The 18,121-nt window shown below is 49.8% G+C and carries 12 protein-coding genes; 3 read left to right on the forward strand and 9 right to left on the reverse strand.

What is annotated here, in order from left to right; translation table 11 throughout:
* Positions 1–10: 10 nt before the first annotated feature.
* On the reverse strand, positions 11–1,120 hold the full coding sequence (locus AC0MA3_RS22205; protein WP_474657825.1) for an NADH:flavin oxidoreductase: 1,110 nt from the start codon (positions 1,118–1,120) through the stop codon (positions 11–13).
* A 222-nt stretch (positions 1,121–1,342) separates the two neighbouring features.
* Between AC0MA3_RS22205 and AC0MA3_RS22210 the strand changes: the two genes are divergently transcribed.
* Positions 1,343–1,945: a TetR/AcrR family transcriptional regulator gene (locus AC0MA3_RS22210; protein ID WP_474657826.1), complete on the forward strand. Its 603-nt coding sequence runs from the start codon at positions 1,343–1,345 to the stop codon at positions 1,943–1,945.
* A 172-nt stretch (positions 1,946–2,117) separates the two neighbouring features.
* Here the strand turns inward: AC0MA3_RS22210 and AC0MA3_RS22215 are convergent, their stop codons facing one another.
* The 5 genes from AC0MA3_RS22215 to AC0MA3_RS22235 form a co-directional block, all read right to left on the reverse strand.
* On the reverse strand, positions 2,118–3,548 hold the full coding sequence (locus tag AC0MA3_RS22215) for an amino acid permease (protein WP_474657827.1): 1,431 nt from the start codon (positions 3,546–3,548) through the stop codon (positions 2,118–2,120).
* A gap of 125 nt (positions 3,549–3,673) precedes the next feature.
* Positions 3,674–9,112, reverse strand: coding sequence for a diguanylate cyclase (locus AC0MA3_RS22220; RefSeq protein ID WP_474657828.1), 5,439 nt, complete (start codon positions 9,110–9,112; stop codon positions 3,674–3,676).
* Positions 9,113–9,125: 13 nt separating this feature from the next.
* Positions 9,126–10,292, reverse strand: a complete 1,167-nt coding sequence (locus AC0MA3_RS22225; RefSeq protein ID WP_474657829.1) for a small-conductance mechanosensitive channel — start codon at positions 10,290–10,292, stop codon at positions 9,126–9,128.
* 200 nt (positions 10,293–10,492) lie between these two features.
* Positions 10,493–10,966: a heme-degrading domain-containing protein gene (locus tag AC0MA3_RS22230; protein ID WP_474657830.1), complete on the reverse strand. Its 474-nt coding sequence runs from the start codon at positions 10,964–10,966 to the stop codon at positions 10,493–10,495.
* A gap of 80 nt (positions 10,967–11,046) precedes the next feature.
* Complete coding sequence (locus AC0MA3_RS22235) at positions 11,047–12,132, reverse strand: winged helix DNA-binding domain-containing protein (protein WP_474657831.1); 1,086 nt, start codon at positions 12,130–12,132, stop codon at positions 11,047–11,049.
* 226 nt (positions 12,133–12,358) lie between these two features.
* Here AC0MA3_RS22235 and AC0MA3_RS22240 point away from each other — a divergent pair, with 226 nt between their 5' ends.
* Both AC0MA3_RS22240 and AC0MA3_RS22245 read left to right on the forward strand, forming a co-directional pair.
* Entirely contained in the window at positions 12,359–12,793 is a 435-nt protein-coding gene (locus tag AC0MA3_RS22240; RefSeq protein ID WP_474657832.1) for a VOC family protein, read from the forward strand.
* Between the two features lie 184 nt (positions 12,794–12,977).
* Positions 12,978–13,382, forward strand: coding sequence for a CBS domain-containing protein (locus AC0MA3_RS22245; protein ID WP_379150799.1), 405 nt, complete (start codon positions 12,978–12,980; stop codon positions 13,380–13,382).
* Positions 13,383–13,483: 101 nt separating this feature from the next.
* Here the strand turns inward: AC0MA3_RS22245 and map are convergent, their stop codons facing one another.
* The 3 genes from map to AC0MA3_RS22260 form a co-directional block, all read right to left on the reverse strand.
* Positions 13,484–14,230: a type I methionyl aminopeptidase gene (map, locus tag AC0MA3_RS22250; RefSeq protein WP_379150796.1), complete on the reverse strand. Its 747-nt coding sequence runs from the start codon at positions 14,228–14,230 to the stop codon at positions 13,484–13,486.
* Positions 14,231–14,421: 191 nt separating this feature from the next.
* Positions 14,422–16,146, reverse strand: coding sequence for an assimilatory sulfite reductase (NADPH) hemoprotein subunit (gene cysI, locus AC0MA3_RS22255; RefSeq protein ID WP_474657833.1), 1,725 nt, complete (start codon positions 16,144–16,146; stop codon positions 14,422–14,424).
* Between the two features lie 41 nt (positions 16,147–16,187).
* A complete protein-coding gene (locus AC0MA3_RS22260) occupies positions 16,188–18,050 on the reverse strand; it encodes an assimilatory sulfite reductase (NADPH) flavoprotein subunit (protein WP_474657869.1) in 1,863 nt (620 codons plus the stop codon).
* Positions 18,051–18,121 lie beyond the last annotated feature (71 nt).

Genomic DNA, 18,121 nt, shown 5'->3' on the forward strand with positions numbered 1-18,121 from the left:
GCAGACTACTTTAGTACAGCTCAGCCAATCTTTCTGGTGTGAACGTTTGAATTTCTTCCATCCGGCCTTCTCTGATTTTTCGTGCCCAGGCAGGATCACCTAGAAGAGCGCGTCCAACGGCCACCAGGTCAAATTCATGGTTGTCCAGCCGCTTCAGCAAATCTTCCATTCCCGGGTGGCTGATCCCCCCGTCATCTGCAGGATCATTGTCCATTCCTACGGAGCCTACGATGATCGTTGTTTTGCCGCTTAATTTCTTCACCCAGCCGGCGAAGCTGAGCGCGGAGCCTTCAAATTCTGGTTCCCAGAAACGGCGTGTAGAGATATGAAAGATGTCTACGCCTGCAGCCACCAGCACACTCAGGAACTGCTCCAGCTGTTCCGGAGATTCTATCAGCTTCGCCGAGTAATCCCCCATTTTCCACTGGGACAGCCGCATGGAGATCGGATAATCCGGTCCCACTGCATCCCGGACAGCCTGAACAACTTCCACAGCAAATTGGGTACGCTTCAGGAAATCGCCGCCATAACGGTCCGTCCGCTGATTGGTATTTTCCCAGAAGAATTGATCGATCAATAAGCCGTGTCCGCCGGATAGCTCAATCCCGTCAAAGCCAACCCGCTGTGCATTCACTGCCGCATCTGCATAATTCTGAATGACCTTGGCAATTTCCTCCTCCGTCATCGGCTCACTTACCTTGTTCCCCTGCAAGTCAAGTCCGGACGGTCCTATGGACGAAGCCTCCGGGTAAGGCGGAGAACCCATGGGACGAATCATACCCATATGGGCCAACTGAGGAAAAATAACCCCGCCAGCCTCATGAACCTGCCGGACCACTTCACTCCAGCCGTTCAGAGCGGCTTCACCAAAGAGATTAGGGAGCCGCGGCTCACTAGTTGAAGCCGGATGTTCAATCATGCCTACGGAGATGACAAGCCCCACTCCATTCTCTGCACGACGACGGAAATATGCGGCGTTATCCTCACCCGGGATACCCTCCGGCGCAAAAGCACGAGCCATTGGAGACATTACGATCCGGCTGGGTATAGTTAATTGATGAATGGTATAGGGCTCAAACAGTGCTTCCAAAGAATGAATGTGCTGATGTTGTTTACTCAAGAATAACGCCTCCTATTATTTCAATCCTTATTTTCCCGCGGGGTATGAATGAAATAGTAACAAGCTATTGTCCACCCTTCAACCAACAATCCGTCCGCTTTGTTGCTTAAGCAAAAAGCGAAATAAATTGTTGTCTTGAAAGTTAATATTTGTTGTATAAGCAACAGATGATTATACTAATAAGAAACAAACATTACCTTCCCGGACAGGAGTGTTCAGAGAATGGCTAATATACAGCCTCCCAATCCTAATGACCCACGCGTCATCCGGACACGTCAATTAATTCTGGACGCCTTTGTCCAGCAATTAAATATCATGGATTTCAACAAAATAACCGTCGGTGACATTACCAAGGCAGCCACGATTAACCGGGCAACCTTCTATGCCCATTTTACGGATAAATATGCGCTGTTCGAAGCCTTTCTGTATGACGCATTTACGAAGATGGTACTCTATAAAGTGAACATAGAATCACCTCTGACGCAGGAGACACTTCAGGAGCTTATTGTTGCATTATGTAATTATCAAGAGAGAAGCCAGTACTGTTTCAAAAGATATGATTCTGTGGCCCTCTTGCTTGAAGAGAATATCAAGCTGCATCTCGAGGAACTCATTCTTCAACTGATCTCCAGATCAGCCGGTGCTGAGGATTCGAAGACGCTGGCAACCACAGCAACCCTTTTAAGCTGGTCCCTTTATGGAGTAACCTACCGCTGGAATCTTGAAGGAAGAACTGAGGCTCCCTCCGAGTTGGCTGTGCGGATTATGCCGCTGATTCTTAGCGGGTTCCACATGTTCAATCCACAGATCTCCTACTCCCAATAATAATAAACGGGTATCCACCGGAGAGATTCTCCTGTTATAGAACGTGAACTTGAGAATGTTAGGCTCATCATTGCGGAAAGTCTTGTTATTCATGGTGTTCCGCAATGATCGTTATCCATTCTCAAGTTCATCTTATATAGATACCCGTTTACTCTGGAGAGACTGTTATAGCTTATTCCCACTCCTTTTGTCCTTCCAGCTCTTCTGCCGCCTCCATCTGTGCCCTTACCCCAGGCATCTGTAATGGCTGTCTTCGAAATCCTCCGGATTCCCTGGCCTTCCGCTTAACTCCCAGCACATACACCCCGGAAAATAACACAACGAACATTACTCCCGCCGCGAGTCCCCCGCCCTGTCCGGGAACTAGCGGCATGCTTGCGAGAATCGCAACCAGGCTTAAGATTGCAATCCATGAAGTGTAGGGATATCCGCGCAACCCATGTTGCCCCGTTAGCGGGCTGCCATGACGTTTGCGCAACCGATAATGACTGGCCATAATAATTACGTAGGAGAACAGCAGCGAGAAGCCCCCGGAGCTGACCAAAAAAAGATAGACCCCTTGCGGCAGCAGCATTCCCATCCAGAGACCTGCCAGCATCGCAGCCCCGGAGATAAGGATGCCCCGGTAGGGGATATCCGTGTGGTCCCGCATCCATATTGGGGTATGCCCCTCCTCAGCCAATGAACGGAGCATCCGGCCCAGACCAAATACCGAAGCCAGCATTGTGGACAAAATTGCGGATACCAGCACAACATTCATCACAGTTCCGGTCCATCCCAATCCATACAGGCTTAGGGCAGATACAAAGGGACTATTCTGTTCAGACACGTCTGCTGTGGGCAAGAGCAGAAATAATGCAATCATTGCTGCCAGATATAATCCGACCAGGAGCATGATGGTATACCGGATCGCCCGCGGAATAGTTACTTCCGGATCTCCCGTCTCTGATGCCGCCAGTCCGAGCACCTCAAAACCGGCATAGGTGAACATAACCATAAGCATGCTTCCCGCGATTCCGGCAATCCCGCCGGGCATGAAGCTCTGTCCGCGCACAACACCAAGACCTGCCCCATCAGCACCTCTTGTACCGATTCCCGCTACCAGAGCCACGGCAATCAGTATAAAAGCGGCAATCGCTAGCAGCTTAAATGCGGCGAGTCCGCTCTCCAGCTTGCTCAGCCGTTCTGCACCCAATAGGTTAAGCAGTGTTACCCCCACGATAATCCCCGATCCAAGGAAGGCAATCGGCAGTGCGGGAAACCAGCCCCGCAGCAGGATGGACACCGCTGTGGCTTCACTGGACATCGCAAGCACAAGGCCTGTCCAATAGACCCAGCCTACCGTGAAGCCTGCACCGCGGCCAAATGCCTGCTCTGTATAGGTTCGGAAGGAACCCGTTGCCGGATAGGCTACTGTCATCTCCGACAATGCGGACAAAATGAAATAGACGAGAATCCCACCGATCACATAAGACAACAGTACAGACGGTCCTGCCGCACGGATGGCCACTGATGATCCCAGAAAAAAAGAGCCGCCAACCACCGTTCCCAGTGCAAGCATTGTCAGTCCCCACACCGTTAATCCTTTTTTATCCTGCCCCATACTGCAGCCTCCCCGGTTTTTTAAGAGAAGTATCTGCAACATGCTGGAGATTTACCCATGGAAAATAAAAAGGGCCGTGCCGGTTACGGTTACCCTGTTTCCGGTACGGCTATAGCTGATGCAACTTATGCGGCTCCCTCTGGTTCTTCAAACAGAGTTACGCAGTTTCTGCCATTGGCTTTGGACTGATACAGCGCATCATCACTAAGCTTGTAGAGATCCCCTTCGCGAACTTGGTCCACATGGATCGTGGCCACTCCAATGGAGACGGTTATGATTCCATATTCTGCACTCAGCGCATGCTCGATGCCCAGATCAGCTATGCTTCTTCTGATATTCTCCGCATAATCCTGTGATTGCCGCGGAGTGTAGCCGCTGACAAGGATACCGAACTCTTCTCCGCCCAGACGAAACGCGAATCCATTCGAACGTACCGACAGCTCTTGCAGCAAGCTTCCTACTCTACGCAATACTTTATCACCTTCATAATGCCCATAGGTGTCATTATATTTCTTGAAATAATCAATATCGAGCATCATGTAAGTCAGATATTGCTGCTTCGCTGCAGCTTCTTCCACTTCAACTACCAGCAGCTTGTTGAAATATCTGCGGTTATACAAGCCTGTCAGCTCATCAGTGATAGATATCTTTTCAATCAGCTGAATGTACTTATTCAACTCTTCATTATTCAGCTCCAGCTCCTTGGTGCGCTCAGCTACCAGATCCTCCAGGTGCTCTTTATGCTTCAGGAGCTCTTGCTCTGCCTTTTTCCGTTCGGTGATATCCTTGACGGTCCCCTGAATAGCGGGCCTGTTCTTATAGTTGATCCGTGTGACCTTGTGGATCACAATCACCTCACGGATCTGATCTTTGTGGATTAATTTGGTTTCATATTCAAAAGGGGCCTGCTTCCCCTCCACCCTTCTTGCATAATAATGCATCACCTTCTCCCGTTCTGGAAGACTTACAAATTTCACAAAAGGCTGGCCCACCATTTCTTCCGCCACATAACCAAGCATTTGCGCCAAAGCCTCATTGACGTATTTGCATATTTCGTCTTGGGTAATAAAGACTCCGTCCTGCAAATTGTTAACCAGTTCCCGATACTTTTCCTCTGAGCGCTCAAGCTCGGAATACAGAGTGGCATTTTCCAGCGAAAACACCATTTCCCGTGACAGCAAATTAATAATCTTCATTCGTTGCTCGGTGAATACACCCGTCATCAGGCTGTTTTCCAGATAAATCACTGCTATGGTCTTGTTCTGATTGATCAGCGGCATGCAGACCATCGATTTAGGCCTACATTTGACAATATAAGGATCATTTACAAATGGTGTTTCGGAGAATGCATCATTATAGATTACACTCTCGCGGCTCTCGACCACCTGATTCAGGATAGTGTACGGCAGTTCATTATATTTGGTCCGATCATGTACAGCAACAGTAATCCTGTCTTCAGCCGGCCGGTACTCCCCTTCGACGAGCAGGTTCGTTGCGGAGGACATCACAATGCAGCCTCTTTGCGCGCCGGCATTCTTAATGACGATTTGCATCAGGGCTTCCAGCAGATTGTTCAGCTCAATTTCCTTGGAGATCGCCTGTGAAGCCAGAATCATCGAGTTCAGATCCAGGCTTTCCGTGTAATCCGATACCATGTGGTTATACATGAGTTCTTTGGTATGAATTCGTGTAATCATCTCAGGGTACCGTTCGCCCAGAAAAGCGATTTTCCCTTTCGCACCCCAGACCGAATAATAATACTCTGCCTGCCTCAGCAGGTAACCCGCGAATTCTTTGAAATCCTTGCGGTTATAAAAACGGGCAGCCAGCTCATTGCATAGCGCCTTGTAACGTACAAATCCCCCCCGCTCGCTGGCCTCGATGGCCTGATCATAATACTGACCCGCTTCATCGTCACGTCCAGCAATTCTGGCCCATTCGGCCTTCATCAGCAGCTCATGCTGACGGAAGGTATCTGGCGCATGTTTGGCCCACTTGAGTACCCGGCGATACTCCTTGCGCATTCTCGCTTTGGCATGCCTCTTCCGGTTTGCCCCCAGATCTTGATAGGCATAGGCCAAATTCAAGAAGGTGTAGAGTGCGAACTCTTCCATAAAAGCTGAACCGGCAAGCGTACCGATGATCGGGTAAGCTTTGTCGATATAGGCCAGAGATTCGCTATAATTCTCATAGGTGAACAGCAGTTTTATTTTATAAATATAGTAGATTGCGATTCCGGAATAATATTTGGCGGCCTCCAGCTCCTCCAGATAGGCTGCTTCACTAAAGTCAGAGCTGTCCAAAGATAACCGGTCCTTCAGCTCCCCCGACAGATTCAGCAGATATTGCCGGGACAGTTGTGCGGTGGCTAAGGCTTCTTTGTATTTCGTGTTCTCAATCATCGCAATCATTCTGCTGCTCTCCTGCAGATTCGCGGAAATATCCATTCCCGGATTCCAGAGATTCACGTAGAAGCAGGAATGGGCCAGATAGAGTAAATCTCCTGTCCGGAGACTCGCCTCAATAGAGGTTGTGTACCACTCATGCAGTGTATCCCAAGGTTCGGTCCAGGTATGACAGAACAGCGTATATAGAACAAGCGCCGCTCCTTTCCACTGCAGATCGCCAAACTTATCATTGATTCGGATGCCCAGACGACCATAGTCAAAAGCTCCCTTAGAATCTCCGAACCCGGACAGCAGCATGGCATAGCCGATGAACGCGAGCGCGGACTCTGGGGCATTTCCATGCTTCAGGGTAAGACCCACCTTTTTCAGAACAACCAGTCCGAATAGTGAGGTCTCACCGGAAATAAAAGCGGGAGGAATAAAGTTGATCAATAGCCGCATTACCAGCTTCATTTCCGGATCTTTCATCTCTGCGGCTTCAAAAATATGATCGGCCGTTTTTCCCCGCAGCGCAGCTTTGATCTTCACAAGTTCAATAAGAACCGATGCCATGCCTACCCGGGCAGGGATATGAATACCAAGCGCAGATAAACCTAACCTCCCTGAGGCGATAGACTCTTTCATCATTCCCAGATACATGTAATGGTTGGCCTGCATTTCATAGATATGGGCGAGAGCCATTTTGTCTCCGGTATGATTGATCAGAACGGCACCTGCTGAATCGGCGGCTTCTACCTGATGAGTAAGATATCCACATTCCGTATATAGCCGGTAAATCTCTGAAGTCTGTGTCTCATCCTCTTCCCAAGATGTATCTCCCAGCAGCCGGATATTGGCTTCCAGCAACCGGAACGCCGAGTCATAGCCGAAGGCTGCCTTGGCCTTGCGCGCAGCTCTTAGATTAATCCTGATCACTTCATCGATTTCCGCCTTACCGGACAATCTGTCCAGTCCTTTGTTCAGATGTGCGGCAATATCTACGATAATCGCCTCAATCTCCTCAGAACCCAGGCGCTTAAGCAGCAAGCGGCCAATGGCCAGATGCAGTGCAGCGCTTTCCCCCCCGTCAAGCATCTGGTAGAACGCCTGCTGAATCCGGTCATGTGCAAATTTGAACCGAATATCCAGACACTGCAACACCTCTTCCTCCGGTGCTGAGAGAAAGCTGGTCATCCGGGCATACCGGTAGTCGTCGGGTAAGATGTACTCCTTCTCCACTGCTGTAGCTATGGCATGAGCAATAACCTCAAGCGGTTCATCCGCAATCAGAGCCAATATTCCAAAGTCGAATACATTCCCCACCACGGCGCTAAGCATCAGAATTCTCCGCACCTTCTCCGGTAGCTCCTGCTGCTTCAGCATCAGAAAATCGACAACATTTTCGTTGACCGGCAAGCTCATAATCCGTTGAAGCTGCCAGGTCCATAATCCTTCCGACTCGTCAAAATACAAATACCCGTTCCTGTACAGATCTTTCAAAATCTCATAGACAAAAAAGACATTTCCTTTGGTCCGCTTATATATCACTTCCGTAAGTTCCGCCGCCCGGGTCACTGTAGTGAATAGAGTATCAGCAATCAGACTGCCTACCTGTGATGCTGATAGGGAGTTAAGAATAATTGTCCCAACCTCATGGGTATTCGCTAGATTGGATATCATACCAAACAAAGGATGTCCCTCATGTATTTCATTCTGCCGGTAAGAGCAGACAATGAGGAGCTTCTGCAACTGATGACCCATCAGCTTCTCAACAAGCTGCAGACTGGAATAATCCGCCCATTGCACATCATCCAGAAACAGCACTAACGGTTTCTCGTTATGGGTAATTCCTTCGATGAACCTGGCAAAGGTAAGGTAGAAGCGGTTGGTTTCTTCTGCCGGATTCAACGTCTCCATCTCCTGCTGGATACCAATCCAGGCATCGAGCTCAGGGAGCAGACCGGCAATCTGATGGCCATTTCCGTCCAGAGCTTCGGTTAAGGTCCGCTTGATATCAGCCTTATAATCCTCATCGTGACTATCCATCAATTGGCTGAGCAATCGCCGAAAGGCCTGAGTAATGGCGCTATAAGGGATGTTCTGGTTATACTGGTCGAACTTCCCTTCAGCAAAAAGCCCCTTCTCTTCGCTTATGTATTTGTGCAGTTCATGCACCAGCGCTGTCTTGCCCACCCCGGCTTCACCAGTAATCAGCATCAGCTGTGTACTGCCACTGACACTTCTGCGGAACGACTTCACCAGGGATTCTAGCTCTTGCTCGCGTCCATATAACTTTTGAGGAATCCGAAAGATATTCAGCCGGTCTTCTGCACCGACAACAAAGTTATCCTGCCCGGCCAAACATTTATTCAAGTCTGCTTTTATCCCATATGCGCTGCGGTACCGGTCCTCTGATGACTTCTCCATTAACTTCATAATCACTGCTGACAGACTGCTTGAGACCTTTCCCCCGGTTGCTTTGTAAGGAGAAACGGCTTCCTTCGCAATAATCGAATAGATTTGCTCCAGCATTTCCCCGGCATCATAAGGCTTTTTCCCGGTCATCATCTCGTACAGGACTACGCCCAGGGAATAATAATCGCTGCGATAATCAATATTGCGGTTCATTCTGCCCGTCTGCTCCGGTGATATATACAGCAGGCTGCCTTCCAGTACACCATTGTTCTGAAAATCCCGCTGCTCCCTCGACAGCTTCACCGCAAGATCGAAATCTATGATTTGTACAAGATTCTGATCCCTGTTCCAAATGATATTGGAAGGCTTGATATCCTTATGAATAACATTCTGTTCATGAATGCTCCCCAGAATATCCACGATACGGACCGCCAGCTGTAAAAGTGACTCGGGCTCCGGATGATCCTCCGCCATAATCCGCTTGAGCGAACGCCCGTGAATATCCTCCAGCACCATAATGTAAGAATTATTCTGCTCCTCCAGCCTGTAAGGCTTGATGACACCTGTTGTGTGATCACTCAGCTCCTTCAGCAACTTGTACTCCTGCTTGAACCTCATCACCGCTTCCGTACCGGCATATTCCGGCTTTAGCACCTTCAGGATTACCGGTTCACCGGTTACGGAGTCGATGGCCCGGTATACGGATTTTATATATTGATCGGAGATCGTATCCAGTATCTTATATTGGTCAAACACAACCATGCCCACTCCACCTTTAGCTCTGTTCTCCCGTCACTTCAATATCCGCATCAAATTTAAAAATATAGGCAGCAATCAGCCAGATAATCCAGCAGTTCAGCCCAAAAAACAGATAACCGAAATACCCCAGGACAGGCATCTCGGAGAAAATATGAAATTTGTCCAAGTAAGGTACAGAGTACTTCCAGTAGTTAGGATTGGTTGGCAGAGAATCATGGAACCACTCACTGCCGAAATTCCAGAATTCCCAAAAGAATCCGTTAAACAGCGTGGCAAGCCCGATCAGAATGACACTGGACCAGTCCCCGTTCTTGGCCGGAGTAAATGGCGTCCAGAATCCTACAAGCGCCATAGCCGCGGAGAGCATCGGTACAAGTGCCACCCACAGCACCCAAAACAGCAAATACGGATAATACCCCATTCCAAAAGCGAGGATCAGCCCGAGTCCATAGTAGAGGATCAGAAAAGTCGGGGAGACCTTGAATTTCGGACCATGACTATAGCGGTTCCTGAACGCGCTGAAAGTCTTAAGCAGCAGATACCATTCAAAAATTGCCGGAAGCACAGTTGTATACGACAGCGAGAACCAAAACACATTGCCAAAGTTCGAGAACACCTTATCGTTCGGATAATACCAGTTCTCAAGCACAAAAAAATTAAGATATTCAAAAGCAAACCAGCTAAAGCAGGACACTACAGCCAGAAGCTGCATCACATGGGGCTTCCGCGAAATGATGGATGCGCCTTTATTTCTTTTATACACCAATCCGTCCAGAATTAATATGAACGACCACCATAAGGGTACAAAAGTATAGGATTCGAGTGAAACAAACAGTTTGACCCGGGCCCACATCAGGAACCAGCTGACAGCAAGCACAGGCAGACTCCACCAGAACCAGACAGGAAAAGGAGTGAACCCATTCTTCGGTACAGGTCTATCCTGGACCTTTTTGAAGCCACACCAATAGGGGAAAACCAGAACCAGTGTGATCATCAGGGCAACAATGCAAGCCAGTGAAAAGTACAGCAGGCTGAAGCCAGGGTCCGCCTCTACCTTTTGAGCAGGAAAATCGCCATATCCCGGCGGCATTCCCTTCCACTTGGCTATACTCCCCAGCAATGGAAGCAGGAAGATCAGAGCAAACGTCAGGATCAGGAAGACAGTCTTATTTTTTTTAATCATGGCGGAATCCCCTCTTATAAATAAAAAGTCGAATTTTGTTGACAAACAAAACTATTCGATATTCACCCAGATTATTCCTGCCTGGTTTATTGCCATTCCCGCCATTTTCATACGAACTTGGAAAACAGATGTAAAAGGCGTTCACGCGGCCAAGGATTATGGCTGTGAACGCCCATTTGATATACATATACTGTAGTTTCTTACTCCGCCTTGAGGAAGTGCTCAAGCACGCTAACAATCATCTCATGGTCTTCCTCCCCCGATAATCCAGAGACCGAAATGCTACCTACCGGGCCTGCATTCCTGATAAAGATAGGGAAACACCCGCCCTCGGCAGCATACTCCATCGGATCTACAAAGGCATTGTCCTGAATCGTTGTGTTCCATGATTTATACAGTACATGCATATAGTAAGAACAATGGCCGAAATGGTTGACTGTATTTATCTTGCGGGCAATCCAGCGGTCGTTGTTCGGGCCGGTATCATCCATTTTGGCGTGGAACAGGACTATGCCATTCTTGCGGATATCCACCACGATCTGCTTATTCAACTCCACAGCTCTCTCTACAATGGCGGTGCCCAGCCGGATGGCTGTCTGATTCGAAAATGTACTGAACTGCAAATCCTGTTCCTGCTGCAAAAGCTTATCCAATAATAAGGTATAATCCTCCAATGTTGACACTTCCTCTTCGTAGAGTTTCCTATTTCAATTCCGATTCACCCAACAGGCTCATCCGCATCCATCTGTACATGCTAATCTTCAAATGCAGTCTTTAACACAGGGAGTCCTAAAAAGCCTGCATACCGCTCAGCGGCCTGCATAATTTTCGCTTCCCATTTCTTCTCCAGAGTCTTGAAGGTTCTGAACCTCAGATCAACGCCTTTAGTCTTGACGGTTCGTTTCCAGGTGCCGATAATCTGCCCGCCTGCGGCAATCGTTGGCAGAAACACACCATTATTACCCGGCACGATGAGCGGGGCTGTCTCTGGTTCAAGTACAGCGCTACGGTCACTATACCCGAGAACATATTCATCGAAACCGGGAAGCAAATGAACCTCAGAGAGGGTTGGTGTCTGTCCTGCAGTTGAAGACGGACTCCAATACTCAGTACCTGTGAAGACAGCGGTCTCAAGTTTTCCCTTGACCGTATCCAGCCCTGCTCTGGCCTCCTTTAGCGACAACCCTGCCCACCATGCAAAATCTTGTACGGTAGCCGGTCCGTGGGCTGTAAAATAGCGCAAGGCCAGCTCGGAGAGGGATTCCTCGTAAGACAGCTCCCGGGAATGCTTCACCCACCGGTCGAGCAGTACAAAGGTTTGCTGTTTCCCGCTGCGCGGCCCAAAGCAGATTAGTCCAGTGTACGCGCTGTGCCACAAGATATGATAACCGCGCTGTCCTCCAGTGTGGATGCCCCCGGCCTCAAGCAGCGCAAGCAGGTCAGGCCGCCGTACACTCTCGCCGTTCTTGAGTGCGTTATAGATGATCTTCCTGGCGCGTTCGAGGGACTTCTCATCCAGCTCCAGCTGCTCCATTCTTCGAACAGCCTGTCTTAGCAGACGCGGAGCGCATAGCTGCAGCATCCATTTCACATCCTCTGGCGGTACGAAATGAATCGTTCCCCGCAGCGTCCAGGTTAGCGCAATCTTCCGCTCCGCTACTGCCTGTTCTACCTGGGCCAGCGTGGCTGAAGGCGTTCGCAGGCCGATCGCCCACACGGCCTGCAGATAATCCTGGGCCTGTAAAGCCCCTAATCTTCGGACAACCTCCTCCGGCTCCATTGAGGCAGAGCTGTGAATGAACTGATTAGCCAGTCTTCGGACTGCGATGTCTGTATTCACGATATCCAGCCTCCTTATGCCTCAGGTCACAATGATACGGGTGAATCTAGAACGTTCTATCCAAACCTCCAGCACATAAGTCCCAATACTTTCCTTAAGTATATTGAAACTGCCTGCAGATTGTCTATCTATAATCAATCGTATATTTCTACAATGGACAAGCACATGATATAGTATGGAAATAAAGCGTTTGCCTTTACATTAACCTTTATGAGGAGTGAAGCCTGTGGCGATTAATGTGTATTTCAATTTTAACGGAAATGCCCGTGAAGCTGTAGAGTTCTATGCCGAAGTATTTGGAACGGAGCCACCGCAGATAATGACATTTGGAGAGTCGCCTCCCGACCCAGCCCACCCTCTTCCCGAGGAAGCCAACCCTCTCGTGATGCACGCCATGTTGTTCATTGACGGAAGTCCAGTGATGTTCTCGGATGTTTTCCCCGGTATGCCTTATACTGAAGGGAATAACATAAACCTTACTCTAATGAATGCCGATACCGGTAAAATCAAAGCGTGGTTCGATAAGCTCAAAGAAGGCGGTACTGTAATCATGGACCTGCAAGAAACCTTCTGGAGCAAATGCTATGGCAGCCTGAAAGACAAATTCGGGATCATCTGGCAGCTAAGCCACGAAGGCGGACAGAGCGGCGACAACGCTTAACCTGTCTTCCCGATCCTCCGGGTACTATAAGGATATAGGTCTCAGAACGATTCATGAGATGCTGTATCCTTTTTTCATGCAAAAAAACATCGCAAAACCTATTTTTTTATGCGCTTACATGAGAATCTGTGTTTTAATAAGAATACCGTTATCGGCAAATCCCGCTGTAAAGGAGCCTACACGAATGGAAATTTCCGCCTTTTTACTGCCCAAGGACCAGGTATCATTCATTACCTCCTCCATCACCATGCTGGAAGCCTTGGAACAATTGGAGAATCATTATTATTCTGCCATCCCCATCATTGATGAAGAAGGTAAATATGTGGGAACCTTATCTGAAGGAGATCTGCTGTGGAAGCTGAAGGATACGGCAGGATTAAGCTTTGAGAACATGCGGGAAGTGACCGTAAGCGATATTCAGCGTCATGTTCATAACGAAAGTGTCGAGATTCATGCACAGATGGAGGATATGCTTACACTGGCTGCGGATCAGAATTTCGTCCCGGTTGTTGATGATCAGGGCATCTTCCTGGGTATTATCCGCCGGAAAGACATTATCGAATATTACACCCGCAATATTACTGATTAGCTGACATTCATGTTCAATCTTATACACAAGCAGCGGCTGTGCAGTCCCGGGTGGGACGGCACAGCCGCTGCTTGTGTGGGCAGATCTTACTAGACACCGATTTACAGTTCAGTCAGGATAATGGTGCCCTGCGGAGTGATGGCCAGGGTATGCTCATACTGGGCAGACAGGCCGCCATCGATCGTGCGGGCAGTCCACCCGTCTGCATCAATCTTAGTGCGGTAACTTCCGGTATTCAGCATCGGTTCGATGGTAAATACCATACCTTCTTTGAGTCTTGGTCCCTTCCCTGCGGGTCCATAATGTGGTACCTCAGGCCCCTCATGCATTTCGGATCCGATGCCGTGACCAATGAAGTCACGTACGACGGAGAAGCCGTTCGATTCGGCATATACCTGTATCGCATGGGCAACATCCCCGATCCGGTTGCCGGCGACAGCTTGCTCAATCCCTTTAAATAATGACTCTTTAGTCGTATTCAGCAGTTTCTCCGCCTGTTCGCTGATATTGCCGATAGCGTAGGACCAGGCTGAATCCGCAAGCCAGCCATTCAGATTCACAACCATATCAATGGTTACGATATCCCCGTCTTTCAGCTCCTCATGCTTCGGAAATCCATGGCAGATCACATCGTTTACAGATGCGCAGGTCGCATAAGGATAGCCGTGATAACCCTTTTGCTCGGGAGTAGCTCCTTGGGAGAGAATAAACTTTTCGGCAAACTGGTCGATTTCCCAAGTTGTGATTCCCGGCTTAATGATTTGAGCGATTTGCCGGTGGCATTCCGCAAGGATTTTGCCGGCTGCCCGCATTTTTTCGATCTCTTCCATCGTTTTCATGATGATCATTCATTTCGCCTCTTCTGTACAGAACACATTACTTACAATAATGGCTCTTAGTTATGGTTTGGTCGTTCATCTCTATATTATGAAATATATTCGCCAAAAATCCAAATTTAATCTGAATCCTTTCAAAAAAAGAAACGAACCCTCTCTCCCTATAGAGAGATACGGGTCCGTTTCCTATTCTCGTTAAAGAATCAGTCGTGGAAATTAAGTCCAGACGTAACCGCCTTTACGTATCCGCTGCGGATCACAAAGTCCCCGAAATGCTCACCGGTTAAGCGCTCTTTGGCATAGTGGCGGATGATCGGCGCAAGCGTCGCCAGAATTTCCTGTTCATCAATATTTTCCTTATACAGCTTATTCAGACGGTCGCCGGTAAAACTTGCCCCCAGATACATGTTATATCTGCCCGGAGCCTTCCCGATGAACGAGATTTCCCCTAGTGCCGGTCTGGCACAGCCATTCGGGCAACCCGTCATGCGGATCACAATTTCTTCATCCCGAAGCCCTGCTTCGTCGATGATCAGCTCCAGCTTATCCAGCAGCAGCGGAAGATAACGTTCTGCCTCAGCCATAGCCAATCCGCAGGTCGGAAGCGCCACACAGGACATTGAGCTGCGCCGCAGAGCCGTAAGATGTGCACCATCTGTCAATCCATACTGCTTGGCGAGTTCCGTGACCTTGCGTTTCTTCAGGCTGCTGACATTGCCGATAATCAGATTCTGATTAGGGGTCAGACGGAAGTCTCCATCATGGATTTTGGCAATTTCCCGCAGGCCGGTCATGAGCTTGACGCTCTCCGTGTCATGAATCCGTCCGCTCTGGATATAGAGCGTCAGATTCCATCTGCCGTTCACACCCTTCACCCAGCCGTAACGGTCTCCGTTATGGTCGAAGTGAAAGCCTCTTGCCGGTTCCAATTCCCAGCCTAAGCGATACTGCAATTCACCGATAAACCACTCCAGACCATGGCGGTCGATAGTGTATTTGAAACGGGCATTTTTGCGGACCGACCGGTTGCCGAAGTCGCGCTGGATCGTAACGGTTTTCTCCGCCAGATCAATCATTTGCTCCGGCCGGCAGAAGCCGATGACCCGTCCAAGCTGCGGATACGTGCTGGTGTCGCCATGGGTCATCCCCATACCGCCGCCAACCGTAACATCGAAGCCGGCCAGCTTGCCGTCTTCCAGGACAGCGATAAAGCCCAAGTCCTGGGAGAATACATCCACATCATTGGATGGCGGGACCGCGAGGCCGATTTTGAACTTCCGCGGCAGATAGACCGGACCATAGATCGGTTCCACGATAGCTCCGTCTTTGCTGTCCACTACCTTTTCACCGTCCAGCCAGATTTCATGATAGGCAGGTGTACGCGGTGCCAGATGATCGCTGATCTTGCGAGCCCACTCGTAGACCTCGCCGTGAACCTCGGACTGATACGGATTGGGACCGCTCATGACATTACGATTGACGTCACCGCAAGCGGCAAGGGTAGTCATCAGCGTATCGTTAATGGTCTTGATCGTCTTTTTCAAATTCCATTTGAGCACTCCATGCATCTGAAACGCCTGTCTGGTAGTCAGCCGCAAAGTACCGTTGCCGTATTTGTGGGCCAGCTCATCCATGACCAGCCATTGTGCCGGGGTAGCCACACCACCCGGTGCGACAACACGCAGCATGAATTGATAGGCCGGTTCCAGCTTCGAACGCTCCCGTTCACTGCGCAAATCCCGGTCATCCTGCATGTAGCTGCCGTGGAACTTAAGCAACCGGTTGTCATCCTCAGGCAGCCCCCCGGTGATCGGGTTCTTCAGCGTATCCACCAGAGCTCCCCGCAGGTAATTGCTCTCAAGCTTAATATGTTCAACATCACTAGGCGGGCCGCCGATGGGCTTCACCACAGATTCATTATTCGCCATTGCTGCAAGTCTCCTCTCCCGCATTCCCTGTTTGTTAAGCTTTAATATACATCGCGCTGGTAACGCTGCTCCTGCTGCAGAGTGTCCAGATAAGCCGCTGCTGCTTCAGGGCTCAATCCGCCTTCCTCCTGAATCACGGTAATCAGTGCTGCGTGGACGTCGTGGGCCATATGCTTTTCGTCTCCACAGACATATACATGGGCGCCTTCCTGCAGCCAGGAATAGAGTTCCTTGCTCTGCTCCAGAATACGGTGCTGCACATAGACTTTCTCCTCCGTATCCCGGGAGAAGGCCACGTCCAGCTTATTCAGCACACCGTCCTTCAGCATCCTCTGCCAGTCAGTCTGATAGAGGAAGTCCGTCACAAAATGACGGTCTCCGTAGAACAGCCAAGTCTTGCCTTCTGCACCTTGCTCCTCGCGTTCCTCCAGGAACGAGCGGAACGGTGCGACTCCCGTACCGGGTCCGATCATGATCACTGGCACATCGGGACTAACCGGCAGCTTGAAATTCGGATTGTTCTGGATATATATAGGCAAAGTGTCTCCTGGGTGCACACGCTCCGCGCAGTGAACCGAGCATACACCATAGCGTTCTCGTCCATGGGATTCATAGCGTACCGCCCGTACTGTGAAATGAACCTCTTCAGGATTGGCGTTATAACTGCTGGCAATGGAGTATAGTCTTGCCGGCAGCTTGCGCAGAATGGTTACGAAGCTGCGGGCCGGGACATCCCATGGCGCAAAATCCTGAATCAGATCGAGCAGATCGCGTCCCTGGATATATTCTTTCAACTGGTTCGATCGGTCCGGCTGCAGCAGCTCATGAAGCGCGGGAGCTGCTGACAGCTTCGCTGCCTGTTCCAGCAGCGGCTTGGTCAGGACGGTTATTTCATAGTGGCGGAGAAGGGCCTCCTGCAGGGTGCCCTCTTCCCCTTTTTTGTTCAGGGGAACGGCTTCTCCGGAATTCCAGCCCATGGCAGCAATGATCTCCTCAACCAGGCGGGGGTGATTCTCTGGATAGACTCCAAGCGAGTCCCCAGGTTCGAAGGTCATGTTAGAACCTGCGAGCGACAGCTCCAAATGGCGGGTTTCCCGGTCCGAGCCGCGTCCGTTCAGATTCACATTCTCCAGTACCTCAGCCTGAAAAGGATGATTGCGGGAATACGCAGATTGCAGCGATTCCGCATGTTCAGCCGCGAGTACGGCCTCTTCAGCAATTACCGGGGCACCCTGGGCACCGTTAAGGGCGGTAATCACTTGTTCTATCCAATCAGCGACCGGTTCGTCATAGTCCAGATCGCAGTCCACACGCGGGCTCAGGCGCTGTCCGCCAAGCTCTTCCAGCTTCTTGTCGAAATCCTTGCCAGTCTGGCAGAAGAATTCATAAGAGGTATCCCCAAGAGCCAGCACCGAATATCTCAGATGATTCAGTTGAGGCGCTCTTTTGCTATACAGAAATTCGTGAAACGACCGGGCATTATCCGGCGGTTCGCCTTCTCCATGAGTGCTGACCAGAATTAGAAGATTCTCCACCTTCTTCAGCCCATTCGGCTTAAAGCTATTCATGGCAGATACGGTAACCTCGAAACCCTGCTCCTTCAGCTTGCCTGACAGGCTGGAGGCGAGACGCTGGCAGTTACCAGTCTGCGATCCGAAGAGCACTGTGATCTCACGGGAAACAGGCGGCTGGGCAATCGCAGTTGAAGCAGCAGCAACACCTGTACCGGATGCCGCAAGCACAGCCGGCACTGCAGTTGTTACAGTTGATGCGCCCTGCAGTGTCAGTGCAGATATATATCCGCCAAGCCAAATCTGCTGTGTCTGCGTCAATGACGGCAGAAGGCGGTTTAGAAGCTCCACTTGTTCCTCATTAAAAGGACTGTTCGTAACATGTAATTGCAACACTATCGACCTCTCCTCGCATGAAATCTGCTTCCCTCTTAACATCATGAATTCAGGCTATCACAATTATA

It is taken from the genome of Paenibacillus sp. LS-5 (assembly GCF_056121505.1).